Origin of the sequence: Variovorax palleresanus (genome assembly GCF_051144945.1) — a bacterium.
Lineage (GTDB): Bacteria > Pseudomonadota > Gammaproteobacteria > Burkholderiales > Burkholderiaceae_C > Variovorax > Variovorax paradoxus_S.
In genome coordinates this window covers 573,574-599,506 of sequence record NZ_JBJNVP010000002.1, presented here as the reverse complement: position 1 = coordinate 599,506, position 25,933 = coordinate 573,574, and the positions used below count along the sequence as shown (strand labels likewise).

Here is a 25,933-nt window from a genome sequence, read left to right as displayed (position 1 = left end):
ACTAGGAACCCCCAATGAAAAAACTCATGCTCATCCTGGCCGCGGTCGCGGCTGCAGGCACCGCCTCCGCCCAGGTCAAATGGGATCTTCCGTCCGGCTACGGCGTCAACACGTTCCCGGTGCAGAACCTGCAGCAGTTCGCAGAAGGCGTGGAGAAGGCCACCGGCGGAAAGCTCAAGATCGCGGTTCACGCCAATGCCTCGCTCTTCAAGGCGAACGAAATCAAGCGCGCCGTGCAGTCGGCCCAGGTGCCGGCCGGGGAACTCCTCCTGTCGGGCGCCGCGAACGAAGCGCCGGTCTTCGGCGTCGACTCCATTCCGTTCCTGGCCACGAGCTATGCCGAGTCGAAACGGCTGGACGAGGCTTCCCGGCCGCTGCTGGTGAAGACGCTGGCCGCGCAGGGCGTCAAGCTGCTCTACACGGTGCCGTGGCCGCCGCAGAGCCTGTACTCCAGCAAGCCGGTATCGACCCTCAAGGATCTCAACCGCACCAAGATGCGTGCCTACAACCCGGCCACCTCGTACATCGCGACGGCCGTGGGTGCGCAGCCGGTGACGATCCAACTGGCCGAGCTGCCGGCCGCGCTGGCCACCGGCGGGGTGGACAACTTCCTCACGTCCAGCGCGAGCGGCGTGGACAGCAAGTTGTACGAGAGCATCAAGTACTTCTATGGCGTGGCTGCCTGGCTGCCGCGCAATGCCGTGGTGGTCAACCAGAAGGCATTCGAGGCCCTGGACAAGCCGACGCAGGACGCAGTGCTGCAACAGGCCGCGGCTTCCGAGCAGCGCGGCTGGAAGCTCAGCGAGCAGAAGAACGAGGAGTACATCAAGGAGCTTGCCGCCCGGGGCATGACCGTCGACGTCGGCGCCGAAGGCTTGAAGAAGGAGCTCAAGGTCATCGGCGACCGCATGACGGCCGACTGGATCAAGCTGGCCGGTGCCGATGGCCAGGCGGTCATCGACGCCTACTCCCGGAAGTGAGCGCCCCATGTCGCTGACCGCCGATATGGCCACCCCCTTGGACGGCATCGCCACCACCCCGACGGCGACGCCGCATGCGCTGCGGCGCGTGCTCGACCGCACCTACCTGATGGCTGGCGCATTGGGCGCGGGCTGTATTGCGCTCATCTGCATCCTGATGGTTGTCCAGACCCTGGGGCGGCAGTTCGGCTTTCAGACCGGTGCCATCACCGACGTGGTGTCGTGGCTGTGCGCCGCCGCTGCCTTCATGACGATGGCCCATGCCTTCAAGCACGGCGACTTCGTCCGGGTCACGCTGGTGCTGGAAAAGCTCTCCGCGTCCAACCGGCGCCGCTTCGAACTGGTCTGCCTCGCGGTTGCTTGCGTCGCGATGGGATACCTCGCCTGGTGGGCCTGCCGATTCACGTTCGAGAGCTGGCAGTTCAACGAGCTGGCGCAGGGGCTCTGGGCGATACCGATCTGGATTCCCCAGATGAGCTTTGCCATCGGTTCGGTTCTGTTCCTGGTGGCGCTGGTCGACGAACTGCTGATCGTTGTCCGTGGCGGCATTCCGACCTACGTGCGACTGGTGGAAGAACGCCACGCCCAGGGCGACTTCTCTTCGGATCTCTGAAAGGTCAAGATCATGGACATCCTTACCGTCGGCGCCATTCTCCTGCTGCTGATGCTTCTCATGCTGTCCGGCGGTGTCTGGATTGCCATGACGCTGGCGATCTGCGGCTGGGTCGGCCAGGCCTTCTTCACGACCAGCCAGCCCGGCCTGAACCTGTTCTCGGCCTTCTGGGAAAGCAACGCCAGCTGGGAGCTGGCGGCGTTGCCGCTGTTCATCTGGATGGGCGAGATACTGTTTCGCACCAAGCTCAGCCAGGAGATGTTCACCGGCCTGGCACCCTGGCTCGGCCGAATCCCCGGACGGCTGTTCCACACCACGATCCTGGGCTGCGGCATCTTCGGCTCGGTGTCCGGCTCATCCGCCGCGACTTGCGCGACGATCGCCAAAGTTTCCCTGCCCGAGCTGAAGAAGCGCGGCTACGACGAGAACATCGCCATCGGCTCACTGGCCACGGCGGGCACGCTGGGCATTCTGATCCCGCCGTCGATCACCATGGTGGTCTACGCAGTGGCTGCCGATGCATCGATCATCCGCATCTTCCTGGCGGGCTTTCTGCCCGGCCTGGTGCTGATGTTCCTGTTCTGCGCCTACATCGCCTGGTGGGCGCTGCGCAACAAGGCACTGATGCCCGCGGAAGAGCCGCCGACCAGCCTGCGTGAAAAGCTGCGCCTCTCCAAGAACCTGATCCCCTGCGCATTGCTGATCGTTTTCATCTGCTGGTCGCTGGTGGCGGGCTGGGCCACGGCCACCGAGTGTGCTGCCTACGGCGTGGTCGGCGCACTGGCCCTGGCAGCCTGGAGCCGCTCGCTCACATGGACCAACTTCAAGGAAGGCCTCTTCGGATCGGCACGCACGAGCTGCATGATCATGTTCATCCTCGCGGGTGCGGCCTTCCTGACCAAGACCATGGCCTTCACCGGCATCCCGCGCGAGCTGGCCGAGTGGGTCAATTCGATGCACCTGTCGCCCTACGCGTTGATTGCCTGCCTGGTGCTGGTGTACCTGGTGCTCGGCACGGCGCTGGATGGCATCAGCATGATCGTGCTGACCGCCGCCGTGGTGCTGCCCATGATCCAGAAGGCCGGCTTCGATCTCATCTGGTTCGGCATCTTCGTGATCCTGCTGGTGGAGATTGCCGAAGTCACGCCACCCGTGGGCTTCAATCTCTTCGTGCTGCAGAACATGACCGGCAAGGACAGCAACCGCATCGCACGGGCCGCGATCCCGTTCTTCCTTTGCCTGGTGGTCTGCATCGGGTTGATCACCGTGTTCCCGCAGATCGTGACGATCGTGCCCGACCTGGTGATGGGGCCGGCGAAGTGACGCACCTGCAACGCCACCCGCTGCGCTTTTAGGGGAACCGCATGAAGCACATCTGGATCGCGGCTGCGTTCGCAGCCGCGTCGGGACAGCCTTGCCTGGCGCAAACCGCCGTCCAATGGCAGCTGGCCACCGGCTACCGCGCCGAATCGTTCCACACGCAGAACATCGAGCGCATGGCGGCCGACCTGGCGCGTGCCAGCGCAGGCCGCCTGCGCATCGAAGTGAAGCCGAACAACGCGCTGGTGAAGCTGGCGGACATCCGGCAGGCGGTGCAGGACGGCAAGGTGCAGGCCGGCGAGACCATCATGACCAGCATGGTGAAGGAGATCCCGATCGCCGGGGCCGACGCCATTCCGTTCGTGGTGGGCAGCTACGCCGACGCACGGCGCATGTGGACGCTGCAGCGGCCGCTGATCGACCAGCACTTCGCGGCGCGTGGCCTCCAGGCGCTCTATGCCGTTCCGTGGCCGCCGCAGGGGCTCTACACCGACACGCCGGTGCGTACGGCGGCCGACTTTCGCGGCGCGCGCATGCGCACCTACAACCAGACCACCGAACGCATTGCCGAGCTGCTCGGCGCAACGCCGGTCGACGTGCCGATGGTCGAGGTCAACCAGGCGCTCGCCACCGGCCGCATCACCAGCATGATCACCTCGGCGGTCACCGGCGTGGAGAACCAGGTGTGGGGCCGCGCGAAGTACTACTACGAGATCAATGCCTGGTATCCGAAGAACATCGTTTTCGTCAACCGGAAGGCCTTCGAGGCGCTTGCACCCGATCTGCAGCAGATGCTGCTGGCCGCCGGGCAGGAAGCCGAGACGCGCGGATGGGCCCTGAGCCAGGCTGCCGCCGCCGACGCCACCAACGAATTGCGCAGCCGAGGCCTCCAGGTCGGTCGCGTTCCGCCGGATTTCGAGGCCGACCTCAAGCGCATGGGCGAGAAGTTCTCGCTCGAATGGGTGCGCTCGGTCGGCAACGAGGCCAACCGCATCTTTGTTCCCTACTACGTCGACAGCAAACGCTGAGCGACCACCTCATCATGCAAGACCAACCCACCCCCCTCGGCAACCGCTGGCAATTCTGGATCGACCGCGGAGGCACCTTCACCGACCTGGTCGGCCGCGACCCCGAGGGCGAGCTGCACACGCTCAAGCTGCTGTCCGAGAACCCCGAGCAATACAAGGATGCCGCCGTCGAAGGCATCCGCCGCCTGCTGAAGCTCAAGCCGGGCGAGCCCGTCACTCCCGAGCGTGTCGAGTGCGTGAAGATGGGCACCACGGTGGCCACAAACGCGCTGCTGGAGCGCAAGGGCGAGCCCACGGTGCTGGTCACAACAGCGGGATTTCGCGATGCGCTGCGCATCGCCACGCAGGCGCGGCCGCGGCTGTTCGACCGCCGCATCGTGCTGCCCGAGCTGCTCTACGAACGCGTGATCGAGGCCGGCGAGCGCATGGACGCGCAAGGCGGCGTCGTGCAGCCGCTGGACGAGGGCGCCTTGCGCACTGCGCTGCAAGAGGCCTTCGATGCCGGCCTGCGCGCCTGCGCGATCGTCTTCATGCATGGCTGGCGCTACACCGCGCACGAGCTCGCGGCCGAGCGCATCGCACGGGCCGTCGGCTTCACGCAGGTGTCTGTGTCGCACAAGACCAGTCCGCTCATGAAGCTGGTGCCGCGCGGCGACACCACGGTGGTCGATGCCTACCTGAGCCCGATCCTGCGGCGCTACGTGGAACAGGTGTCGCGGCAGATGCCGGGCGTGCCGCTGTTCTTCATGCAGAGTTCGGGCGGGCTCACGCAGGCCGACCGCTTCCAGGGCAAGGACGCGATTCTTTCCGGCCCGGCGGGCGGCATCGTCGGCATGGTGCGCACCGCGCTGGACGCCGGGCATGCGCGCGTGATCGGCTTCGACATGGGCGGCACCTCCACCGACGTGTCGCACTATGCCGGCGAGTTCGAGCGCTCCTTCGAGACCCAGGTGGCCGGCGTGCGCATGCGCGCGCCGATGATGAGCATCCACACGGTGGCCGCGGGCGGCGGCTCGGTCATCGCCTTCGACGGCGCGCGGCTGCGCGTGGGGCCGGAGTCGGCCGGGGCCAACCCGGGGCCGGCCAGCTACCGGCGCGGCGGTCCGCTCACCACCACCGATGCGAACGTGCTGCTCGGCAAGATCCAGCCTTCGCACTTTCCACGTGTGTTCGGTCCGAGCGCCGATGAGCCGCTCGACCTGGCAGCGGCACGAAGCGGCTTCGACGCCATGGCGCGCCGCATGTCGGAAGCGACCGGCCGCCGCGTGAGCGCGGAAGAAGTGGCGAGCGGCGCGCTGCGCATCGCAGTCGCCAGCATGGCCAACGCCATCAAGCGCATTTCGGTGGCGCGCGGCTACGACGTCACGCAGTACACGCTGCAGTGCTTCGGCGGCGCGGGCGGCCAGCACGCCTGCCTGGTGGCCGATGCGCTGGGCATGGGCAGCATCTACCTGCATCCGCTGGCGGGCGTACTCTCGGCCTTCGGCATGGGGCTGGCCGATCAGCTGGCGATGCGCGAGCTGGCGCTGGAGCGCAGGCTCGATGCAGAAGGGCTGGCCGCGGCGCGCGATGCCGCGGGCACCCTTGCCGCGCAGGCGAAGGGCGAGCTGCGCGAGCAGGGCGTGGCGGATGCGGTCATCGCCTTGGTGCACCGCGTGCAGCTTCGCTACGAAGGCACCGACACCGCGCTGGCCTGCACGCTGCCCATGGCGGGCACGGTCAACGAGGCCATCGCCGCGATGCGCGACGAATTCGAAACCGGCTACCGGCGCCGCTTCGCCTTCCTGATGGCCGAGCGCGCACTCGTGATCGAAGCGGTGACGGTGGAGGCCGTGGGGGCCGGCGAACGTGGCGCGCCACCGGCCGTGCAGGCCGAGGTTGCCTTCAATTCACCCGAACCGCTGGCGGCCGTACGGATGTATTGCGAGGCCGACGAAAAAGCCGCCGGCTGGCGCGACGCCGCGCTGTTCGACGAGGCGGCCCTCAAGCCCGGTGCAACCATCGACGGCCCCGCCATCCTCGCGGGCCGCAATGCGACCACGGTGATCGAGCCCGGCTGGCAGGCGCGCGCCACCGCTGCCGGCATCGAGCTGCACCGGGTGCGCCCGCGCGTGGCCACGCAGGCCATGGGCACCAGCGCCGATCCGGTGATGCTCGAGGTGTTCAACAACCTCTTCATGAACATCGCCGAGCAGATGGGCCTGCGGCTGCAGAACACGGCCTACTCGGTCAACATCAAGGAGCGGCTCGACTTTTCTTGCGCGCTGTTCGACGTGCAGGGCAACCTGATTGCCAATGCGCCGCACATGCCGGTGCACCTGGGCTCGATGAGCGAGTCGATCAAGACCGTGATCGACGGCAACCCCGGCATGAAGCCCGGCGACGTCTTCGTGCTGAACGACCCCTACCACGGCGGCACGCACCTGCCCGACATCACGGTGGTGACGCCGGTGTACCTGGAAGCGGGCGATGCGCGGCCGTCGTTCTACGTGGCCTCACGCGGCCACCATGCCGACGTGGGCGGCATCACGCCGGGCTCGATGCCGCCGTTTTCGGCCACCATCGGCGATGAAGGCGTGCTGATCGACAACTTCAAGCTGGTCGAGGGCGGCCGCCTGCGCGAGGCCGAACTGCGCGCACTGCTGGGGAGCGGCGCGCATCCGTCGCGCAACATCGAGCAGAACCTGGCCGACCTGCGTGCGCAGATCGCCGCCAACGAGAAGGGCGTGCAGGAGCTGCAGGCCATGGTGGCGCAGTTCGGCCGCGAGACCGTCGCCGCCTACATGGGCCACGTGCAGGACAACGCCGAGGAGTCGGTGCGCCGCGTCATCACGGCGCTGAAGAATGGCGAGTTCACGCTGCCGCTGGACAACGGCGCGCAGATCCGCGTGCGGGTCACGGTCGATGCAGTCGCGCGCTCGGCCACGGTGGATTTCACGGGCACCAGCGCGCAACTGGCCAACAACTTCAATGCGCCGCGCGCCATCACCATGGCGGCCGTGCTGTACGTGTTCCGCACGCTGGTGGACGACGACATTCCGCTCAACGCGGGCTGCCTGAAACCCATCGAGGTGATCGTGCCGAATGGCTGCATGCTCAATCCGCTGCCGCCGGCCGCGGTGGTGGCGGGCAACGTCGAAACCTCGAGCTGCGTGACCAATGCGCTCTACGGCGCGCTGGGCGTCATGGCCGCGAGCCAGTGCACCATGAACAACTTCACCTTCGGCGACGGCGAGCACCAGTACTACGAGACCATCTCGGGCGGCTCGGGCGCGGGCCCGGACTTCGACGGCACGAGCGTGGTGCAGACCCACATGACCAATTCGCGTCTGACCGACCCCGAGGTGCTCGAATTCCGCTACCCGGTGCGGCTCGACAGCTACCGCTTGCGCGCAGGCTCGGGCGGGGCAGGGCGCTGGCGTGGCGGCGACGGCGGCGTACGGCGCGTGCGCTTCCTGGCGCCGATGACGGCATCCATCCTCAGCAATGGCCGGCTCTATGGTGCGTTCGGCGGAGCGGGCGGCGACGCCGGCGCGGTGGGTATCAACCGCGTGGAGCGGGCCGGCGGCACGGTCGAGACGCTGGACCACATCGGGCAGGTGCAGATGCACCCTGGCGATGTGTTCGTGATCGAGACGCCTGGTGGCGGCGGGTGGGGCGAGGCGGTGCGCTGAGCCTCACCAGAGCTTGGCGCAGCTCCCGCTCAACACCACATCGGCGCTCGGCGCCGAGGGCGTGGCCGTGCGCTCGCGCGTGACGACGAGGCGCGAAACCTTCAACAGAAGCTTCTCGGACGTGTCGGGGAGCGTCGACACCTGCGTGCCGCCCGCCGGAACCGTGCCGATGGCGAAGGGCGCCCCGTCGGCGGGCAAGGCCCACAACACCAGCCGCTCGTCGGCAGCCAGCGCGGGCGCAAGGCCCGTAAGAGGCGCGGTGCCCAGCACCTTGAGCGTGAGCGTCTTGCCGTGCCGCAGCGAACTCACGAGCAGCCGGCCCTGGCCCTGCGCGTCGTTCAGCACGCCCACATAGCTTTGCGGCAACCGCTCGCCCGAGCGCATCGCGAGCTGGTCGCTCGACAGGAAGAGGCCGGGCGCCGAGAGAAACAGCGCGCTCGCGGCGATCACGCCGGCTGCGAGGCCGCCGAACCCGAAGCCTGCGGGACGAAGCCAGGCGGGCCAGCGCGAGCTTGCGGTTTCGCGTGCTCCGACGGGCCGCGTGCGCGCGGCGATCGCCCGCCAGAGCTCGGCCGACGGCTGGCGCGCCGGCACCGGCAGGGCCAGCTGGCCCAGCCGTTGCTCCCACTGCGCCACGTGCGCACGCACGTCGGCGCGGTCGCGCTGCAGGCGCTCGAAGCGCCGCCGCGCGCCCCCGGCCAGCGTGCCCAGCACATAGGCCGATGCCAGCGCATCGAGCAATCGGGTGTCGGTGTACCTCATGGCGCCACCCCCTGCGCGATCAGGCAGGTGCGCAGCTTGTCGAGGCCGCGGCGTATCCAGGCCTTGACCGATCCCAGCGGCGCATTCATCTGCGCGGCCACCTCGGTGTGCGAGAGGCCCTGGTAGTAGGCGAGCGCGAGGCTCTGGCGAAAGCTGCCGTCGAGCGCCGCCATGCAGCCTTCGATGCGCAGCGCGTGCATGGCCTGCTCGAAGAGCTGCAGCGCGCCGGGGGCGGTGTCTGTGCCCTGCGGCGTTGCGGCGGCATCGTCCTCGTCATCGTCGATGTGCTGTTGCAGTTGCTCGTGAGCGCCGCGGCGGGTGCGGGCGCGCAGCGCATCGAGCGCCTTGTTGCGCACGATCGCGATCAGCCAGGTGATCGGCTGGATCTCCTGCCCGTCGACGGTGGCGCGGTAGCTGCCCGCGTTCTTCCAGATGCTCACGTAGGCCTCTTGCAGTACGTCTTCGGCGGACTGTTCATGGCCCAGCATGCGCACCGCGATGCCGAACAGGTGCCGGTGCGTGCGCTCGTAGACCTGCGCGAAGCAGGCATGGTCGCCGCGCGCCGCGCCGGCGAGCAGCGCCTGCAGGCTGTCCGGAAGATGTCCATTCATGCGCGCGAGTATTGCACCCGTAGCGGCGTTTGCGGCACTGCGGTCGAGCGGCCGCTGCCGGGCTTCAGCTCTTCTTGCCGCCGTTGGCCTTGAAGCCCTCGACCGATGCCTTCAGGTCCTTGTACTCGGGGCAGCTCATGTTGCAGGCCTGGCCCAGCGCGGCGAGTCGCTGCTCGGCCTTGGTCAGGTCGCCCATCGAGAGGTACAGCTCGCCCGAGTATTCGAGCGCGCCGCGGTGGCTGGGGTCGATCTTGAGCGCGGTGTCGTAGTACTTCTCCGAAGCCGTCCACTTGCCCGCGCCCGACTTGCGCAGCGTGTAGCCCATGAGGTTGTTCCAGTCGGCGTTGCCGCTGTCGTTGACGCGCTCCAGCTCGGTGATGGCGGCCGGCCACTTGCTGTCGGCGATGAGCGCGCGGGCGACGCCCAGGTTGCTGGCCGGCGCGGCCTTGGCGGCCGGCGCGGCGGGCACAGGGTCCGCGGCAAGGGCGTGGGCGGCGGCCAGCGCCAGGGTGGCGGCGATGGCGATGCGGTGGAGCATGGTGTTCATGGCTGAATATCCTCTCGAAGGGTCGTTGAATGGGTTGGCGGATGGCGACATGCATCGCCGTCCTGCTCACACTTACGCCGTGGGGTTCGGATCGGATGCATCGGCGCGAAAAAAATCTGCTCCAGAAACGAAAAAGCCCTCCGAAGAGGGCTTCATCCATCGCGCTGGCCTTCTCACATCCCCACGTAATTCGGCCCGCCGCCGCCTTCGGGCGTGACCCAGACGATATTCTGGGTCGGGTCCTTGATGTCGCAGGTCTTGCAATGCACGCAGTTCTGCGCATTGATCTGCAGGCGCTGCTTGCCGTCTTCGGTGCCGACGAACTCGTAGACGCCGGCCGGGCAGTAGCGGCTTTCAGGGCCGGCAAACTTCGACAGGTTGATGTTCACCGGAACCGACGCATCCTTGAGCGTCAGGTGGGCCGGCTGCTGTTCCTCGTGGTTGGTGTTGCTGATGAACACGCTCGACAGCCGGTCGAAGGTGAGCTTGCCGTCCGGCTTTGGATAGACGATGGGCTTGCACTCCGCCGCGGGCTTGAGGTACAGGTGGTCGGGCTTGTGGCGGTGCAGGGTCCATGGAATGTGGCCCTTGAGCAGCCACTGCTCGATGCCGTTCATGAAGGTGGCAACGCCCAGGCCCTTCTTGAACCAGGCCTTGAAGTTGCGTGCCTTGTTCAGCTCGGTGTAGAGCCAGCTCTTCTCGAAGGCGGCCGGGTAGGCCGTGAGTTCGTCGTGCTGGCGTCCGGCCTGAACGGCGTCGTAGGCGGCTTCGGCGGCCAGCATGCCGGTCTTGATGGCGGCGTGGCTGCCCTTGATGCGGCTCACGTTGAGGTAGCCGGCCTCGCAGCCGACCAGCGCGCCGCCCGGGAACACCGTCTTGGGCAGTGACATCAGGCCGCCGGCCGTGATGGCGCGCGCGCCGTAGCCAATGCGCTTGGCGGGCTTGATGCCCTTGGCTTCGTCGCCTTCCAGGTACCAGCGGATGTTGGGATGCAGCTTCCAGCGCTGCATTTCCTCGAACGGGCTCAGGTACGGGTTGCTGTAGTCCAGGCCGGTGATGAAGCCCATGGAGATCTTGTTGTCTTCCATGTGATAGAGGAAGGCGCCGCCGTAGGTGTCGCTCTTCATCGGCCAGCCCGCGGTGTGCAGCACGAAGCCGGGCTGGTGGCGCTTGGGGTCGATTTCCCACACTTCCTTCACGCCGAGGCCGTAGGTCTGCGGGTCCTTGCCTTCGTCCAGCTTGAACCTGGCGATCAGCTGGCGGCCCAGGTGGCCGCGCGCGCCTTCGGCAAACACGGTGTACTTGCCCAGGAGCTCCATGCCGAGCTGGAAGTTCTCGGTGGGTTCGCCGTCCTTGCCCACGCCCAGGTTGCCGGTCGCAACGCCGCGCACCGAGCCGTTCTCGTTGTAGAGCACTTCGGCAGCCGGGAAGCCCGGGAAGATCTCCACGCCCAGGTTCTCGGCCTGCTGCGCCAGCCACTTGGTGAAGTCGCTCAGGCTGATGATGTAGTTGCCGTGGTTCTGGAAGCAGGCCGGCAAAAAGGCATTGGGCGTGCGCAGGCCCGACTTTTCGCCGAGGAACACCATCGCGTCGTCGGTGACGGGCTGGTTGAGCGGGGCGCCCTGTTCCTTCCAGTCGGGCAGCAGCTCGTTGAGGGCGCGCGGGTCCATGATGGCGCCCGAGAGAATGTGCGCGCCGGGCTCGGAGCCTTTCTCGAGCACCACGACCGAGATTTCCTTTTCGTGGTGGGCGGCCAGCTGCTTGAGCCGGATGGCGGTCGAGAGGCCGGCCGGGCCGCCGCCGACGACCACCACGTCGTATTCCATGGATTCGCGGGGGCCGAACTGGGCGAGGATTTCGTCGTGGGTCATGTGGGTCTCGTCGATAATGATTTGAGGCTCGGACGCTTCGAGGGCGCGAAACATTTTATGTGGAGTGCGGGGCGTCGCCTCGGCGACTCGGCAACGATTCAACAGGACCCTCTTCCATGGCTTACAGCATCGACCTTTCAGGCCGCGTGGCCTTTGTCACCGGCGCTTCCAGCGGCCTGGGCGCGCAGTTTGCCAAGACGCTGGCGCGCGCCGGTGCGGCGGTGGTGCTGGCAAGCCGCCGGGTCGAGAAGCTCAAGGAGCTGCGCGCACGCATCGAGGGCGAGGGCGGAGACGCCCATGTGGTCGAGCTCGACGTGACCGACATCGGCAGCATCAAGGCCGCCGTGGCGCGCGCCGAGACCGAGGTGGGCCCCATTGATGTCCTGGTCAACAACTCGGGCGTGAGCACCACCCAGCGCCTGCAGGACGTGGCGCCCGGCGACTACGACTACATCTTCGACACCAACGTGAAGGGTTCGTTCTTCGTCGCGCAGGAGGTGTGCAAGCGCATGCTGGCGCGCGCCGACGGTTCGGCGCCGGGCACCTACATCGGCGGGCGCATCATCAACATCGCCTCGGTGGCGGCGCTCAAGGTGCTGCCGCAGCTCGGCACCTACTGCATGAGCAAGGCCGCCGTGGTGCAGATGACCAAGGCCATGGCGCTCGAATGGGGCCGCTTCGGCATCAACGTGAACGCGCTGTGCCCGGGCTACATCACGACCGAACTCAACGAGGACCACTGGCTTTCCGAGGGCGGCGCCAAGCTGGTGAACATGCTGCCGCGCAAGCGCGTGGGCAAGCCCGAAGACCTCGACGGCCTGATCGTGCTGCTGGCCAGCGGGCAGAGCCACTTCGTGAACGGCGCGGTGATTGCCGCGGACGACGGGTTCGCGCTCTGAGCTTTCCTCACGCAAGATCCACCGATGAGAATCGAAATCCCCGAAAAGAAGAAGCTCGTGTACGAGATGTTCATCCCCATCCGCTGGGGCGACATGGACGCCATGGGCCACCTCAACAACGGCACCTACTTTCGCTACCTGGAAACCGCGCGAATCGACTGGATGCACTCCATAGGCTTCGAGCCCGAGCCGGGCGGCGAAGGCATGGTGATCGTCAATGCCTTCTGCAATTTCTATCGCCAGATCGAATATCCGGGTGACGTGCTGCTCAAGATGTACGTGAGCGACCCGGGCCGAACCACCTTCGAGAGCTGGGCCACCATGGCGCGCGCCGATGCGCCCGACGTGGTCTGCGCGGCGGGTGGAGCGACCACGATCTGGGTCGATTTTCCGAAGCAGAAGGCGCTGGCCTTGCCTGACTGGCTGCGCGCGCTGGTGAGCGAATAGGGCGAGATGCCGAGAAGACTGCTGGTGCTTGCTCGCCACTGCAAACCTCAGTTTCACTTGGAGAACCCATGCTGCGAAAGCTGCTGACACTCGTATTTTCATTGGGCGCCGCTTCAGCGGTAACCGCGGATACGCTGTACACGCTGACGGCACCGCTGCCTGCGACAAAGCTCGAGTGCTGGTCCCGGCATTTCAAGAAATACGACGAGATCGTCGGGTACTCGAAGCTGGGCCATTTCTTTCTTCGCGCGCGTGCGAGTGATGAGTACATCGTCCTTCATCCCTTCTCGAAGGGCGCAAAGTCCTATGGCGTATTTCCGAGCGTCGCCCGGTTCGAGGAAAAGGTGCTCAAGGACCCCGGCTTCGCTGGCTACGTGCTGCGTGCCGATCACGTGGCACAGGTCCGCAAGCGAGCGGGTCCGTTGAAGACCGAGGAGATCTATGTCCCAGAGCCTTACCCGTTCCTGGGTGGCTCCGGCGAGCCTTCGACCTACGGCAAGGGAAATGTCTGGGTCTTCATGCACATCGTTGCCCAGATGCAAGGGCTCTGCGATTAGCCTCAGGCCGGCCGCAGCACGATGCGCGCCTCGAACCCGCTGGCGGCGCCTGCCGGCGGCGAAGCCAGTTCGAGCTTCGCGTTGTGCTTCTCGACGATGGTGCCCACGATCGACAGGCCCAGCCCGTAACCCGCGCGGTCGGAGCTGTGCCGCACGTGGCGCTGCTGCAGCGTGGCGAGCTGCTCTGCGCTGACGCCCGGGCCGAAGTCGCGCACCGCGAGCGTGCAGGGTGCCATCACCTCGATCACCACGCGGCCGCTGCCGCTGTAGCGCAGCGCGTTTTCCACCAGGTTGCGCAGCGCGATGGCCAGTGCGTCGACGTCGCCCGAGGTAACGGGCGCGATGGCGTCGGGCACCTTGAGCGCCAGGCGTTCGCTGAGCTGCGGGTCGTTCCAGAATTCCTGCACCACCGCGCCCGCAAGCTGGACCAGGTCGACCCGTGAGCGCGCAAGCGACGCGCCGGATTCGGCGCGCGAGAGCTGGAGCAGCTTCTCGGTGCGGTGGCTGAGGATTTGCAGCGCGTCGAGCGCGGCCTGGACATCGTTGCGCCGCAGGTCGTGCTCGAGCGCGGTCTGCAGGCGTAGCCGCGCCGCGGCCAGGGGCGTTCGCAGCTCGTGGGCCGCATTGGCAGCCAGCGCGCGCTCCACGTCGAGCGACTGCGACAGGCGCTCCAGCAGGCTGTTGACGTGGTCGCCCACCGAACGCAGCTCCCTCGGCAGGCCGGGCAGGGTGATGGGCCGCAGGTCGGAGCCGCTGCGCTTCTCGATCTCGCCCGCAAGCTGCTGCAGCACGCGCAGCTCGGTGCGCGCCACGCTGCGCAGCACCAGCGCCAGCAGCGGCAGCACGGCGCCCAGGGGAATGATCAGGCCGTAGAGCGTGCGGTTCAGCGCCGTGCGGCGCTCGTCGAGCGGATCGGCCACCTGGAAGTAGAGGCCTCGCGTGGGATGCCGCACGGTGTAGATGCGCCAGGTCTGGCTGTTCGCGAAGCCGGCGGCCAGCGGAACGTCGAAGGCATCATTCGGCGCTTCGGCCGAGCGCAGCAGCACATGCTCGTGGATGTCCACGACCTGGTAGTTCACGGCGTCTTCCGAGAACAGCTGCTTGGGCGCGACCAGCGGCATGGTGGCCGGGGTGCCGCCTTGCTGCCGCTTGTCGAGTTCCTGCACCGCCATGTCGAACATGCGGTGCGACACCTCCACCAGCTCATTGTCGAAGTTGTGGTTGATCTCGCGGTCCACATACCAGACCACGGCCAGCACGCACAGCATCCACACGCCGCCCACCCAGACGATCAGCGTGCGAGTCAGGCGGCCGGCCAGCGTGTCGGGGCCGGTGGGGGGAGAACTGCGTTCATTCGTCGTCGTCTGCCGAAGTCGACAGGCGATAGCCGAGGCCGCGCAGTGTCTGGATATGGCTCTTGCCGAGCTTGCGCCGCAGCCGGCTGATGAACACCTCGAGCGTGTTGCTGTCGGCCTCGTCGCCGAAGCCGTAGAGCGCATCGGCCAGGTTCTCGCGGGTGTGGATGCGTTCGGGCCGCGTCGCCATGACGCGCAGCAGCGCCCATTCCTTCTGGGTCAGGACGACGGGATTCCCGTCCTTGCGGACCCGGTCCTGCGCCAGGTCGATCTCCAGCGTGCCGAGGTGGAGCACCGGCGCAGAGCCGGCGCTGCGCCGCCGCTCGACCGCGCGCAGCCGCGCCAGCAGCTCGGCCGGGTCGTAAGGCTTGATGAGGTAGTCGTCGGCGCCGGCATCGAGCCCGCGGATGCGGTCAGTGACCTGGTCGCGCGCGGTCAGCACGATGACGATGGGCGGCTCGCGCAGCGCGCGCACCTGCGGCAGCAGCGAAAGGCCGTCGCCGTCGCCCAGGTGCAGGTCGAGCAGCACAGCGGCGTATTGCACCGAATGCAGGGCGCCCCGGGCCTCGGCAAGGCTGGACGCCACGTCGACCACGAAAGCCTTCGCAATCAGGTAGCTGCAAACGGCGTCTGCCAACGCACTGTCATCTTCGACGAGCAATATGCGCACGCGAGGTCACTCTTTCTTTCAAAAAACCGAGTCTAGCGCCGACCGCCGCGTGGTCGGGGAGTGCGTCAGCTTTCGTTCAGGCCGCTTCAGGATCGGTTCAGACCAGGAACGTAGGCTCATGGGGTTTCCCGGACTTGTTTTTCTGCTGCTTGTTTCCCTGCTCATGACGCGTGTGCTGAATCTGCCGACTGTTTCGAATCTTCGTCCGGGGGCCATGACCCTTCTGGCGCTGGTACTCCTGCTGGGCTGGGACGCCACCGGGGGCGACCTCGTCCTGGCGAGGCTCGCGGGCACGCCCATGGGGTTTCCGCTGCGCGACAACGCCTTTCTGGTCCATGTCATGCACGAAAGCGCCAAGAACCTGAGCTGGCTGTTCGTGATTGCGCTGTTTGCCGGCATCCGCTGGCCGCTGGGCATCCTGCGGCGGCTGCCGGTTCGCGCCCGGGCGCAGCTGGCTTTCACCGTGCTGCTTTCGGTGGTTGCTGTCAGCGTGCTCAAGCGAGCAAGCCACACGAGCTGCCCCTGGGACCTGAAGGAATTCGGCGGCGTCGCAAGCCACGTGTCGCATTGGGCATGGAGGGTCTATGACGGCGGCCCGGGCGGGTGTTTTCCGGCCGGCCATGCCTCTGCGGCCTTCGCCTACCTGGGCGGCTATTTCGTGCTGCGCAGGGTGTCGCCGCGCGCCGCGCTCGTGTGGCTCGGCGTGTCGCTGGCCGCGGGTCTTGCGCTGGGGCTGTCGCAGCAGCTGCGGGGCGCGCACTACATGAGCCACACGCTGTGGACGGCGTGGATCTGCTGGGTGGTGGGCTTTGCCATCGACCTGGCCGCCGCACCCCGCACTTCCCGACTGTCCGCCGCCGAACCTGCGGTCCTGCATGCAGGCTCTTGATGTCTCCCTGTTCGCGCTGATCAACGCTGGCGCCGCGGCACCGGCGTGGAGCATCTATTTCGCGCGCTTTGCCTCCGATGTGCTGCCGGCTTTACTGGCCGTCGCGATCGTCGGCGGTGCGGCGCTCGACCGGCGCCTGCGCTATGCCTGCTTCACCGCGCTGGTCAGCGTGCTGGCGGTCTGGCTCATCGTGAACGTGTTTCGTTCGGCCATGCCGTTCCAGCGGCCCGCTTTCTACGGCCTGGGCATCCAGTGGGCGCCGCAGGGCGCACGGCCGGGGTTCCCCAGCCTGCATGCGGCGTGCACCTTCGCTGCGGCGTTTTCGCTCTGGTGCCTGCCCTGGCGCGCGCCCATGTGCGCGGCGCTGGCAGTGGCCGCGGTGGTCGGATGGAGCCGGGTGTTCCTGGGGCTGCACTTTCCGTTCGACGTGGTGGTCGGCGCCATCCTGGCCGCCCTGGTGTCGATCGTGGTGGAGCGCGGCGTCAGCCGGCCGCTGAACCTGGCGCTCAGGGCCTACATGCGGCCCAGGTTGAGAGCAAGAAGGGCTCGAGTCTGAACGCCGGCTGAACGCGCAATTCAGGCTTCCTTCAGTTGCGCTTTCTACAGTCGGCGCATGTCTATTTCGCGAATCGAACCCGCGCCCGCGCGCGGCATGGAACTGCCCGCAGCCAGTGCGCCGTACCTGGCGTTTGCACACGCGCTTTGGGCGCGCATCGACCTGTGGCTCACACGGCCGCGCTCGGCGCAGCGGGTGGTGGTGTGGCTCGCGATCTATCTCGCGGCGGCCGCCAACTGGCCGCTGTGGAACGAACTGGCGCGCATCGGCGGTGCACCCAGCGCCTACCTGCCAACGACCGCCGCCATGGCAGTGCTCGTGGTGTGCGCCACCGTGGCACTGCTGTCCTTCACCGCGTGGTCGCGCTGGATGAAGCCGCTGTGGTTCGCGGTGGTGCTGCTGGCCGCGTTCGTCCAGCACTACATGATCGAGTACCGCGTGGTGATGGATCCGACCATGATCGCCAACGTGCTGCAGACCGACCCGAACGAAGCGCGCGACCTCATGAGCTGGCGCATGGCTTTCCATGTTCTGGTGGTCGTCCTGCTCCCGGGCCTCGCCCTCTGGCGGGCGCGCATCGTGCCGATGCGCTTCGTCTCCAGGCTCTGGCGCAATGCGGCGCTGCTGCTGCTGGCGGTGGCGGTGGCGCTGGTCGCCGCCGTGTCGATGAACCGGCAGCTTGCCCCGCTGATGCGCAACAACATCCACCTGCGCTACATGATGAATCCGGTGGCCAGCCTGTATTCGGCCGGCTCGGTGCTCCTCAAGCCGATGTTCAAGCGCAGCCGCAAGCTGATTCCGATCACCGCCGGCACGGCCCTGGGTGCGAGCTATGCGGGCCAGGCGCGTCCGCCGATGTTCGTGATGGTGGTGGGCGAGACGGCCCGGGCCGACCACTTCGGCCTCAACGGCTATGCGCGCGACACCACGCCCGAACTGGCCGCGCGCGGCGTGCTGAGCTATCGGGATGTGCATTCATGTGGCACCAATACGCTGGCCTCCGTGCCGTGCATGTTCTCGCCGCTGGGCAAGCAGGGCTATGAATCGCGCAAGGACGACTACGAGAACCTTGTCGACGTGCTCCAGGCCGCGGGGCTGGCGGTGCTGTGGCTCGACAACCAGGCCGGCTGCAAGGATGTCTGCACCCGCATTCCGAACGCATCTGCGTTCGACAGTCTTTCATCGGCGCAGAAGAGCGCGCTGTGCGATGGTGAGGAATGCCTGGACGACGTGATGCTCAAGGGGCTCGATGCGCGCATTGCGGCGCTGCCGGCCGAGCGCCGCGCCAAGGGCGTGGTGCTGGTCATGCACCAGATGGGCAGCCACGGGCCGGCCTACTACAAGCGCTCGGCGCCGGACATGAAGCGCTTCCTGCCCGAGTGCAAGACCAATGCGCTGGCCGAGTGCGGACATGCGGAGCTGCAGAACGTGTATGACAACTCGATTGCCCAGACCGACCGCTTCCTCGGCCGGACCATCGACTGGCTCAAGGCGCAGTCGAACCAGTACGACCCGGCCTTGCTCTACGTGAGCGACCATGGCGAATCGCTTGGCGAGTACGGCCTGTTCCTGCACGGCGTGCCCTACAGCTTTGCTCCGGAGGCCCAGAAGCACGTGCCCATGGTCACCTGGTTCAGCGACGGCATGAGCCAGCGCCGCAAGCTCTCGCGCCCGTGCATGGAAGCGGGGCTCGATGCGCCGCTCACGCACGACAACCTCTTTCACACCGTGCTGGGACTGATGGACGTGGGCAACTCCACCTACAAGCCCGCATTGGACGCACTCGCGTCCTGCAGAAACAAGGCTTGAGTTCCTGGGTTCCTGGGTTAGCGAGCGCGCTATTTCTTCTCCCGGGGCAGTCGCCCCATCAAGAAGAACTCGGGGTTCGGCTGCATGCCGCTGAAGCTCGCAAGCCGGTTACTGAGGCCGAAGAAGGCGGTGATCGAGGCAATGTCCCAGATGTCTTCATCGTCGAAGCCGTGGGCATGCAATGCGGTGAAGTCGGCATCGTCGATCTCGTGCGAGCGTTCGCAGACCTTCATCGCAAAGTCGAGCATCGCGCGCTGGCGCGGCGTGATGTCGGCCTTGCGGTAGTTCACCGCCACCTGGTCGGCCACCAGCGGCTTCTTCTCGTAGATGCGCAGCAGCGCCCCATGCGCCACCACGCAGTAAAGGCACTGGTTGGCCGCGCTGGTGGTGGTGACGATCATCTCGCGGTCGCCCTTGGTGAGCGAACCTTCCTCCTTCAGCATCAGCGCGTCGTGGTACGCGAAGAAGGCCCGCCACTCGGCCGGGCGGCGCGCGAGCGCGAGGAAAACGTTGGGCACGAAGCCGGCTTTTTCCTGCACCGCAAGAATCGCGGTGCGGATGTCTTCGGGCAGGTTTTTCAGCTCGGCAAGAGGGTAGCGGTCGGCCATTTTTCGTCTCCTGGGTGGAATGCCAGGATCGATCATAGGCAACCGCGGCCCCTTGCCCCGCCCCAGGGCTTCTGCGCCTACTTGAGCGCCTTGCCCTGTGCAGCGCCCAGCGGCGTGTGCAGCTGCGAAGTCACCCACTGGCCGAGGTTGTCGTCGCGGCCCTGCAGCAGGTAGCGCGTGTCGGGCTTGCCGTAGTTCTGCACCGCCATGGCCGAGAACTTGCCGATGGCGGTCTTCGGGTCGCGCAGGCGATTCACGATCAGCACTTTCTTCGTGTCGGCGAAGTCGGCCATCATGTTCTGGTCGCCCTCGCTGTCGCCGGCAATGAAGCATGGGCCATAGCCGTATTTGCTGACCAGGAAGCGCTGGATGTTCTTGGTCTTGCCCGGGCCCTGGGTCTGGTCGTAGCCACGGCGGAACTCGGGCTGGATCACGCCGTTGGCGTCGCGCTCCAGTTCCATGGCCAGCACGCGCTCGGGCGGGTTGTTGTAGCCGAAGGCGGGGTTCGACGAGATCTCCTTGATCACATCGACGAAGGACGCCGAGCACACCCACACATCGAAGCCCGCGTTGCGAAAGACGGCGTACAGCTCCTGCATCTCGGGCTGCAGCCGCAAACCGTTCTTCCAGCTGACCGAGACCACGCCCGCCTGGCCCGGCAGCGCGGCCGGCGAGGTCCACTTGACCTTGGCCACGGGCTCCTTCAATTGCCACGCCACTGTCTCGGCCGTGAGCTTGCGCACCTGCGCTTCGGTCATGCCGACGAAGAGGTAGGTCACCCAGGGGTAGGCCGTGTCGTGGTCGAAGGTGTCGCCAATCGCTTCATACAGGTAGCGCACCTTGGTGGTGAAGGCGATGTAGTGCGGGCTCAGCTTCACCGCGGCCAGCGGCTGGCTGCCCTTGAGGCCGTTGTAGTTCTGGTAGAGCCAGGTGTAGCTGGCCACGATGTCGGGCACCAGCAGATCGATGTTGACGGGCTTGCCGGCTGCGTTGTTGTGCGCCGGCACGAAGTCCTTCTTCGGGATGTTCTTGCGCAGCGCCACTTCGAGCTGCGCGGGCGTGGCGCCGAACGCCAGGTTTTCGAGCTGGTAGATCAGCGAGGCTTCCTCGATGTCGAGAAACACGCTGGTGTTGTCCCAGTCGAAGACGACGTAAGGCGGCCTGGCGGCGCTGTAGCCCGGGCTTCCTTTGCCGAGGCTGGCGATCAGTCCTTCGATCTGGGCGCGGTTGAAGGCGTCCCAGTGGGCGGGCGAAAGGCCCTTGGCGGGCGAGAGGCTGGCGCAGCCGGTGGCGACGAGCGCAGTGGCGAGCGGGGTGAGGAGGACGAGGCGGCGTTGCATGCGATCCCTGTTGTTGTGCGTTTGTCGATGAGAAGCAGCGAGCGCATTCAGCGCCCGAGACACTTCCCGCCTCGACCTACGCATCAGCCATGCCAGCCATGCCAGCTATGTGCGGATGCGTGCGTGCTGCTGTTCGATGAACGCCGCCACCCGGCGCACGAGTTCGCGGTTTCCCCCTGCTGCCTCGACGCTCGCGGCGGCCTGCACGGCGACGGTTTCTTCGGTGGTGCGGATGATCTCGTCCGCCTGCGCTGCCGACAGTCCGAAATGGGGAGAGGCGGCGCGCGCCAGTTCGAGGCTCGATGCGTGCTGCCCCGGAAGAATGGCCAGTTCCTGGTAGCCCGTGTGACCGCCCAACTGCATGACGAGGTCGAAGGCCGGGGCCAGGCGCCAGAGGCCGTCTTCGTGCCGCAAGGCACCATGGTTCTTGACGTGGTCGTCGCTGTTGCCCACGGTCAGGTTGAAAACCAGGCGGCGGAACAGCTCGGCCAGGTCTTCCTGCGGCTGCCGGGAAATGCGCCGCAGCAGCTGCGCCAGTTCGACATAGCTGCCGCGGCTGGAGTCATAGGGCACATCGAGCAGCGCCGAGGCCGACAGGTAGTGATGGCGCTGCTCGTCTTTCACGGGGCCGGTTCGATCGAAACGCTCCACCAGCAAGGCGTGGCCGGATGCCAGGGGCTGCAACAGGAACGCAGGCACGTGGATGCCGCAGGCGCTGGCCAGCCAGAGAGTCGCCGCCTCGATCACCTCCACGTCGTGGTCGTCGCCGCGCGACGAAAATTTGGCGATGTAGCGCTGGCCCTCGTGCACAAAGGCGGCCTTGGGGCGCGCGCCGCCCAGGCTGCCGCCGCGCAGCAGCCGGTGCATGTCGGGCCCGATCTCCATGCCGGCTTCGACACGGTGGGACGCTTCGGCGAGCTCCTCCAGCGACCAGAGCATGGAGGGCGGTTCCTCGCTCCGGATCGGCAGCGATTCGGCGAACACCATCGCGCCGATGCGGTCCTCGTTGGTCAGCAGCAATGCATCGATGTCGGACAGCGGCTTGCCATGGCGGATCTCGAGCACCTTGCGCCCCCAGCTGTCGGGCAGGGCATCGCGCAGCGTGAGCGGCATGGCGCCGCCCTCGCGGATGCGCCGCTCCGCAAGCGCGAAAGCGGCATCGCGCAGCGGCAAGTGCTCAGGGTTGAGCGGTGTGGCCGCGGAATCTTCGAGGTAGCGTCGGCCGTAGGCGAATTCGCCCGACTCCACGACGCCGCGGCGAACGAGCTTCATCAGCCCTGCGGGCTGCACCTCGTCGTCCGTGCGGCTCGCGAGCCCGACGTAGATGCGCCGTTCGTCCGGGGCCTCGTCAGAAATCACGTTCGTCCTCCGCGATCACCCCTGCAGGCCCGTGCGCAGCGGACCTGCGGACACGGCGCCTGGCCGTGAGGCCCGCGGGTGCGGGAGCCAATGCTTCGAGCGAATCGATCTCGCCGAAGAGCCACAGTGCGTGGGCCAGCAAGCCGATGCTGGTGCCCGGCCTGCCCGATTCGAGCGCGCGCAACGTGGTGGGCGAGCACAGCAGGCGTTCGGCCATTTCTGCGATCGTCCAGCCGCGATGAACCCGGTGAGCACGAAGGCGCAGACCGAGGTTTTTCAATGGCGGAGCGGTCTGCTGGGGCAGGGCAGAAAGGCTGTTGCTGCTTCTTGGCATCAATAAAATGGTTATTAAGTGGCTTAACAACCATTCTATTGACTATTCTTATGAAGGCAAAGACCCCTGTCCGGGCAAGGAGGGCGCCGGGCGGCCCGGCTCGAGCACCGCGAGATCGCTCTCGTCCTTGAGCCCGACGCCGGTCAGCCCTTTTTGCAGCGCCTCCCGCATCAGCCAGGCCAGCTTGAACGCGGCGGCTTCGCAGGGCAGGCCTTCGGGCCGTACGTTGGAGATGCAGTTGCGCTCGGCGTCGTGCCGGCCGCGTTTTGGCGAATGGGTCAGGTAGATGCCGAGGCTGTCGGGCGAGCTGAGCCCCGGGCGCTCGCCGATCAGCATGACCGACAAGGTCGCCCCGAACAGTTCGCCCACCTCGTCGGCCAACGCGACGCGCGCCTGCGTGGCGATGACGACGGGGGCAAAGCGCGTCTCGGCCGGCAGCTGCGAGCGCAGCGCGGCCAAGAGCGGTGCGGCGTGGCGTGCCACGGCGAGCGAGGAAAGGCCGTCGCCGATGACCAGGCAGACGTCGCAACCGCGGCTCGCACCCGCGCGCAGGCGCTCCGCGTCGGCGGGGTCGAGCTGGCGGCCGAGGTCGGGGCGGCGCAGGTAGGTGGTGCGGTCTTCCGCGCGGCTGCGTGCCCGCATCACCTGCCAATGCTGTTCTTGCAGCGCGGCCTCGAGCGCGTCGACGTCGAGCGCCGCATGAATGGCGTCGCGCGCCATGGCATGGGCCCAGCCGAAGCGCAGTGTCTCGTCGGTCGGCATGCCGGCGCCGGCGCGGCCCAGCGCCAGGCGCGCGGGCGTGGCCGAACGCCACTGCGCCCAGGGGTTCGGCGTGACGCTGTCTTTGTTGCCGCTGCTCATTGCCCGAGTGCGGTCAGCCCGCTCATGTCCGCCAGCAAGCGGTTGGCCGAGGGCGGCGCAAGCTGCCCGGCTGCATCGGTGATCTGCATGCGCTGCAGCCAGGCTTCGAATTCGGGTGCGCGCTTCAGGCCCAGCGTCTGGCGCAGGAACAGCGCGTCGTGGAACGAGGTGCTCTGGTAGTTGAGCATCACGTCGTCGGCGCCCGGAACGCCCATGATGAAGTTGATGCCCGCGGTGCCGAGCAGCACCAGCAGGTTGTCCATGTCGTCCTGGTCGGCCTCGGCATGGTTGGTGTAGCAGATGTCGCAACCGAGGGGCAGGCCCAGCAGCTTGCCGCAGCAGTGGTCTTCGAGCCCGGCGCGGATGATCTGCTTGCCGTCGAAAAGATATTCGGGCCCGATGAAGCCGACCACCGTGTTGATGAGCAGCGGCTTGTAGCGGCGGGCCAATGCATAGGCGCGCACTTCGCAGGTCTGCTGATCGACACCGAAGTTGGCATTGGCCGAGAGCGCGCTGCCCTGGCCCGTCTCGAAGTACATCACGTTGTTGCCGACGGTGCCCCGATTCAGCGCCAGCGCCGCGGCATAGGCTTCGTCGAGCAGCTCGGGCGTGATGCCGAAAGAGACGTTCGCCTTTTCGGTGCCCGCGATCGACTGGAACACCAGGTCGACCGGCGCGCCCGCTTCGGCGAGCTTGAGCGTGTTGGTGACGTGCGTGAGCACGCAGCTTTGCGTGGGAATCTCGAAGCGCTGGATCACTTCGTCGAGCATGTGCAGCAGCCGGCCCAGCACCTGCATGCTGTCGGACACCGGGTTGAGGCCGATCACCGCGTCGCCCGCCCCATAGAGCAGCCCGTCGAGCGTGGAGGCCGCCACGCCGCGCAGGTCGTCGGTTGGGTGGTTGGGCTGCAGGCGCACGGCCAGATGGCCCGGCAGGCCGATGGTGTCTCGAAACCGCGTGACCACGCTGCATTTTTTGGCGACGGACACCAGGTCCTGGTTGCGCATGAGCTTGGAGACGGCGGCCACCATCTCGGGCGTGAGGCCCGGCGCCAGCGTTGTCAGCGCTTCGGTGGTGGCCTGCTCCGACAGCAGCCAGTTGCGGAAGTCGCCCACCGTGAGGTGCGACACCGGCGCGAAGGCCTTGGCGTCATGGCTGTCGATGATGAGGCGAGTGATGTTGTCGCTCTCGTAGGGAATCAGCGCTTCGGTCAGGAACCGCTTGAGCGGCGTCTCGGCCAGCACGTGGCGCGCCGCCATGCGCTGTTGCGCGGTGGCAGCGCCGACGCCGGCCAGGTAGTCGCCCGAGCGCGCCGGGCTGGCCACGGCCATGACCTGCTTCAGGTCGTCGAAGGCGAAGACCTGGCCGGCGATGGTGGTGCGATAGCGCATCTTTCGTTCACGCGATGGTGCTCGAAGAAAGCATCTCGTCGGGCGCCGCCGCCTTGCGCTGTGCGGAGGTCAGCAGGAAATAGCCATAGGCCGCCGCCATCAGCGCCAGGAACAGCAGCGTGAGCATGGCGTTGAACCACACCATGGCGCCGAGGCAGACCACGCCGAGCCCGAGCGCGATGGCTGGAAACACCGGATAGAAGGGCGCGCGGTAGGTGCGCAGCAGGTCGGGCTCGCTCTTGCGCAGCTTGAAGAGCGCGGCCATTGAGACCAGGTACATCACGATGGCGCCGAGCACGGCCATGGTCACGATGTTGGCGGTGAGCGTCTGGCCGCCGAACTGCACCCACTCGTCGCTGAAGATGGCGACCACGCCGATCACGCCGCCGGCCAGCAGCGCGCGGTGCGGCGTGTCGAAGCGCGGGCTCAGGCCGGCGAAGTAGCGCGGCAGGTAGCCCGCGCGCGCCAGCGCGAAGATCTGCCGCGAGTAGCCCATGATGATGCCGTGGAACGAGGCAATCAGCCCGAAGAGGCCGATCCACACCAGCATGTGCAGCCAGCCGCTGTTGTCGCCCACCACCGCCTTCATGGCCTGCGGCAGCGGGTCGTTGATGTTGGCGAGCTTGCGCCAGTCGCCCACGCCGCCCGCGAAGATCATCACGCCGAAGGCCAGCACCACCAGCGTGATGATGCCCGTGGTGTAGGCGATGGGAATGGTGCGGTGCGGATCGCGCGCTTCCTCGGCCGCCATGGCCGCGCCCTCGATGGCCAGGAAGAACCAGATCGCGAAAGGTATCGACGCGAAGATGCCGGAGATGGCCGCGCCGTTGAGCACGCTGCCCCCGGCCCAGCCGTTGGCGACGAAGTTGGCCATCGACCAGCCCGGCGTGACCACGCCCATGAAAACGAACAGCTCGAAGATTGCGAGCACCGTCACGAAGAGTTCGAATGCCGCCGCAATGCCGACGCCGATCCAGTTGAGCCCGATGAAGATCACATAGGCGCCCAGCGCGAACCACTTCGGATTGATGCCCGGAAACTGAACGTTGAGGTACGCGCCGATGGCCAGCGCGATGGCCGGCGGTGCAAAGACGAATTCGATCAGCGTGGCAAAGCCCGCCACGAAGCCGCCGGTCGGACCGAAGGCGCGACGCGCATAGGCGAAGGGGCCGCCCGCATGCGGAATGGCGGTGGAGAGCTCGGTGAAGCTGAAGATGAAGGTGGTGTACATCGTGGCCACCAGCACCGTGGCCACCAGGAAGCCGAGCGTGCCGGCCGTGTTCCACCCATAGCTCCATCCAAAGTATTCACCCGATATGACCAGGCCCACCGCGATGCCCCAGAGCTGGATGGGGCCGAGCACCTTCTTCAGGTGGCCGGTGCCGGCCGGAACGGCGATTGCGGCCGGTGTGGCGTCGATGGACTGCATGGGGCTTCCTCTCTGTGCGGATG

At 66.9% G+C, this 25,933-nt stretch carries 24 protein-coding genes; 11 read left to right on the top strand and 13 right to left on the bottom strand.

What is annotated here, in order from left to right; translation table 11 throughout:
* Nucleotides 1-14: 14 nt before the first annotated feature.
* Genes ACJ7Z0_RS06570 through ACJ7Z0_RS06550 form a run of 5 tightly spaced genes read left to right on the top strand, consistent with a single transcriptional unit; the run spans nucleotide 15 to nucleotide 7,615 of the window.
* Nucleotides 15-980: a TRAP transporter substrate-binding protein gene (locus ACJ7Z0_RS06570; protein ID WP_434789186.1), complete on the top strand. Its 966-nt coding sequence runs from the start codon at nucleotides 15-17 to the stop codon at nucleotides 978-980.
* A gap of 25 nt (nucleotides 981-1,005) precedes the next feature.
* The gene (locus tag ACJ7Z0_RS06565; protein WP_434792621.1) at nucleotides 1,006-1,593 is read left to right on the top strand and encodes a TRAP transporter small permease; all 588 of its coding nucleotides are present in this window, start codon (nucleotides 1,006-1,008) and stop codon (nucleotides 1,591-1,593) included.
* 12 nt (nucleotides 1,594-1,605) lie between these two features.
* Entirely contained in the window at nucleotides 1,606-2,916 is a 1,311-nt protein-coding gene (locus ACJ7Z0_RS06560; RefSeq protein WP_434789185.1) for a TRAP transporter large permease, read from the top strand.
* A 41-nt stretch (nucleotides 2,917-2,957) separates the two neighbouring features.
* Nucleotides 2,958-3,941: a TRAP transporter substrate-binding protein gene (locus ACJ7Z0_RS06555; RefSeq protein WP_434789184.1), complete on the top strand. Its 984-nt coding sequence runs from the start codon at nucleotides 2,958-2,960 to the stop codon at nucleotides 3,939-3,941.
* Nucleotides 3,942-3,955: 14 nt separating this feature from the next.
* On the top strand, nucleotides 3,956-7,615 hold the full coding sequence (locus ACJ7Z0_RS06550) for a hydantoinase B/oxoprolinase family protein (protein WP_434789183.1): 3,660 nt from the start codon (nucleotides 3,956-3,958) through the stop codon (nucleotides 7,613-7,615).
* A gap of 3 nt (nucleotides 7,616-7,618) precedes the next feature.
* Here the strand turns inward: ACJ7Z0_RS06550 and ACJ7Z0_RS06545 are convergent, their stop codons facing one another.
* The 4 genes from ACJ7Z0_RS06545 to ACJ7Z0_RS06530 all read right to left on the bottom strand — a co-directional run bounded on the left by ACJ7Z0_RS06545 (nucleotide 7,619) and on the right by ACJ7Z0_RS06530 (nucleotide 11,406).
* Complete coding sequence (locus ACJ7Z0_RS06545) at nucleotides 7,619-8,377, bottom strand: anti-sigma factor (protein WP_434789182.1); 759 nt, start codon at nucleotides 8,375-8,377, stop codon at nucleotides 7,619-7,621.
* Nucleotides 8,374-8,988 (bottom strand): RNA polymerase sigma factor, encoded by a 615-nt coding sequence (locus ACJ7Z0_RS06540; protein ID WP_434789181.1) that lies wholly within the window; start codon nucleotides 8,986-8,988, stop codon nucleotides 8,374-8,376. The genes ACJ7Z0_RS06545 and ACJ7Z0_RS06540 overlap by 4 nt, the downstream gene beginning before the upstream one ends.
* Nucleotides 8,989-9,052: 64 nt before the next feature.
* Entirely contained in the window at nucleotides 9,053-9,535 is a 483-nt protein-coding gene (locus tag ACJ7Z0_RS06535) for a tetratricopeptide repeat protein (RefSeq protein ID WP_434789180.1), read from the bottom strand.
* Nucleotides 9,536-9,708: 173 nt separating this feature from the next.
* Nucleotides 9,709-11,406, bottom strand: coding sequence for an electron transfer flavoprotein-ubiquinone oxidoreductase (locus tag ACJ7Z0_RS06530; protein WP_434789179.1), 1,698 nt, complete (start codon nucleotides 11,404-11,406; stop codon nucleotides 9,709-9,711).
* A 116-nt stretch (nucleotides 11,407-11,522) separates the two neighbouring features.
* On the opposite strand from ACJ7Z0_RS06530, the gene ACJ7Z0_RS06525 reads away from it, so the two are divergent.
* The 3 genes from ACJ7Z0_RS06525 to ACJ7Z0_RS06515 all read left to right on the top strand — a co-directional run bounded on the left by ACJ7Z0_RS06525 (nucleotide 11,523) and on the right by ACJ7Z0_RS06515 (nucleotide 13,309).
* Nucleotides 11,523-12,305, top strand: coding sequence for an SDR family oxidoreductase (locus ACJ7Z0_RS06525; protein ID WP_434789178.1), 783 nt, complete (start codon nucleotides 11,523-11,525; stop codon nucleotides 12,303-12,305).
* A gap of 24 nt (nucleotides 12,306-12,329) precedes the next feature.
* Nucleotides 12,330-12,752 (top strand): acyl-CoA thioesterase, encoded by a 423-nt coding sequence (locus ACJ7Z0_RS06520; RefSeq protein WP_434789177.1) that lies wholly within the window; start codon nucleotides 12,330-12,332, stop codon nucleotides 12,750-12,752.
* Nucleotides 12,753-12,820: 68 nt separating this feature from the next.
* Nucleotides 12,821-13,309: a T6SS immunity protein Tdi1 domain-containing protein gene (locus ACJ7Z0_RS06515; RefSeq protein WP_434789176.1), complete on the top strand. Its 489-nt coding sequence runs from the start codon at nucleotides 12,821-12,823 to the stop codon at nucleotides 13,307-13,309.
* Between the two features lie 2 nt (nucleotides 13,310-13,311).
* Here the strand turns inward: ACJ7Z0_RS06515 and ACJ7Z0_RS06510 are convergent, their stop codons facing one another.
* Together ACJ7Z0_RS06510 and ACJ7Z0_RS06505 are read right to left on the bottom strand one after the other, a co-directional pair.
* Nucleotides 13,312-14,577: a sensor histidine kinase gene (locus ACJ7Z0_RS06510; RefSeq protein WP_434792620.1), complete on the bottom strand. Its 1,266-nt coding sequence runs from the start codon at nucleotides 14,575-14,577 to the stop codon at nucleotides 13,312-13,314.
* An 82-nt stretch (nucleotides 14,578-14,659) separates the two neighbouring features.
* Entirely contained in the window at nucleotides 14,660-15,334 is a 675-nt protein-coding gene (locus ACJ7Z0_RS06505) for a response regulator (RefSeq protein ID WP_434789175.1), read from the bottom strand.
* A gap of 163 nt (nucleotides 15,335-15,497) precedes the next feature.
* Between ACJ7Z0_RS06505 and ACJ7Z0_RS06500 the strand changes: the two genes are divergently transcribed.
* The 3 genes from ACJ7Z0_RS06500 to ACJ7Z0_RS06490 are packed head-to-tail and all read left to right on the top strand — an operon-like array spanning nucleotide 15,498 to nucleotide 18,588.
* Nucleotides 15,498-16,223: a phosphatase PAP2 family protein gene (locus tag ACJ7Z0_RS06500; protein WP_434792619.1), complete on the top strand. Its 726-nt coding sequence runs from the start codon at nucleotides 15,498-15,500 to the stop codon at nucleotides 16,221-16,223.
* A complete protein-coding gene (locus ACJ7Z0_RS06495; RefSeq protein WP_434789174.1) occupies nucleotides 16,210-16,779 on the top strand; it encodes a phosphatase PAP2 family protein in 570 nt (189 codons plus the stop codon). The genes ACJ7Z0_RS06500 and ACJ7Z0_RS06495 overlap by 14 nt, the downstream gene beginning before the upstream one ends.
* A 57-nt stretch (nucleotides 16,780-16,836) precedes the next feature.
* Nucleotides 16,837-18,588 (top strand): phosphoethanolamine transferase, encoded by a 1,752-nt coding sequence (locus ACJ7Z0_RS06490; protein ID WP_434789173.1) that lies wholly within the window; start codon nucleotides 16,837-16,839, stop codon nucleotides 18,586-18,588.
* Between the two features lie 29 nt (nucleotides 18,589-18,617).
* Here ACJ7Z0_RS06490 and ACJ7Z0_RS06485 read toward each other — a convergent pair whose 3' ends face one another.
* From ACJ7Z0_RS06485 to eat, 7 genes are all read right to left on the bottom strand, one after another.
* Nucleotides 18,618-19,196, bottom strand: coding sequence for a peroxidase-related enzyme (locus tag ACJ7Z0_RS06485; RefSeq protein WP_434789172.1), 579 nt, complete (start codon nucleotides 19,194-19,196; stop codon nucleotides 18,618-18,620).
* Nucleotides 19,197-19,273: 77 nt separating this feature from the next.
* A complete protein-coding gene (locus ACJ7Z0_RS06480) occupies nucleotides 19,274-20,536 on the bottom strand; it encodes an HAD family hydrolase (RefSeq protein WP_434789171.1) in 1,263 nt (420 codons plus the stop codon).
* A 105-nt stretch (nucleotides 20,537-20,641) separates the two neighbouring features.
* Nucleotides 20,642-21,895: a type II toxin-antitoxin system HipA family toxin gene (locus ACJ7Z0_RS06475; RefSeq protein ID WP_434789170.1), complete on the bottom strand. Its 1,254-nt coding sequence runs from the start codon at nucleotides 21,893-21,895 to the stop codon at nucleotides 20,642-20,644.
* Entirely contained in the window at nucleotides 21,885-22,229 is a 345-nt protein-coding gene (locus ACJ7Z0_RS06470; protein WP_434789169.1) for a helix-turn-helix domain-containing protein, read from the bottom strand. The genes ACJ7Z0_RS06475 and ACJ7Z0_RS06470 overlap by 11 nt, the downstream gene beginning before the upstream one ends.
* Nucleotides 22,230-22,277: 48 nt before the next feature.
* A complete protein-coding gene (eutC, locus tag ACJ7Z0_RS06465; RefSeq protein ID WP_434789168.1) occupies nucleotides 22,278-23,090 on the bottom strand; it encodes an ethanolamine ammonia-lyase subunit EutC in 813 nt (270 codons plus the stop codon).
* Nucleotides 23,087-24,481: an ethanolamine ammonia-lyase subunit EutB gene (locus ACJ7Z0_RS06460; protein WP_434789167.1), complete on the bottom strand. Its 1,395-nt coding sequence runs from the start codon at nucleotides 24,479-24,481 to the stop codon at nucleotides 23,087-23,089. The genes eutC and ACJ7Z0_RS06460 overlap by 4 nt, the downstream gene beginning before the upstream one ends.
* Nucleotides 24,482-24,488: 7 nt before the next feature.
* The gene (eat, locus tag ACJ7Z0_RS06455) at nucleotides 24,489-25,910 is read right to left on the bottom strand and encodes an ethanolamine permease (RefSeq protein WP_434789166.1); all 1,422 of its coding nucleotides are present in this window, start codon (nucleotides 25,908-25,910) and stop codon (nucleotides 24,489-24,491) included.
* Between the last annotated feature and the right edge of the window lie 23 nt (nucleotides 25,911-25,933).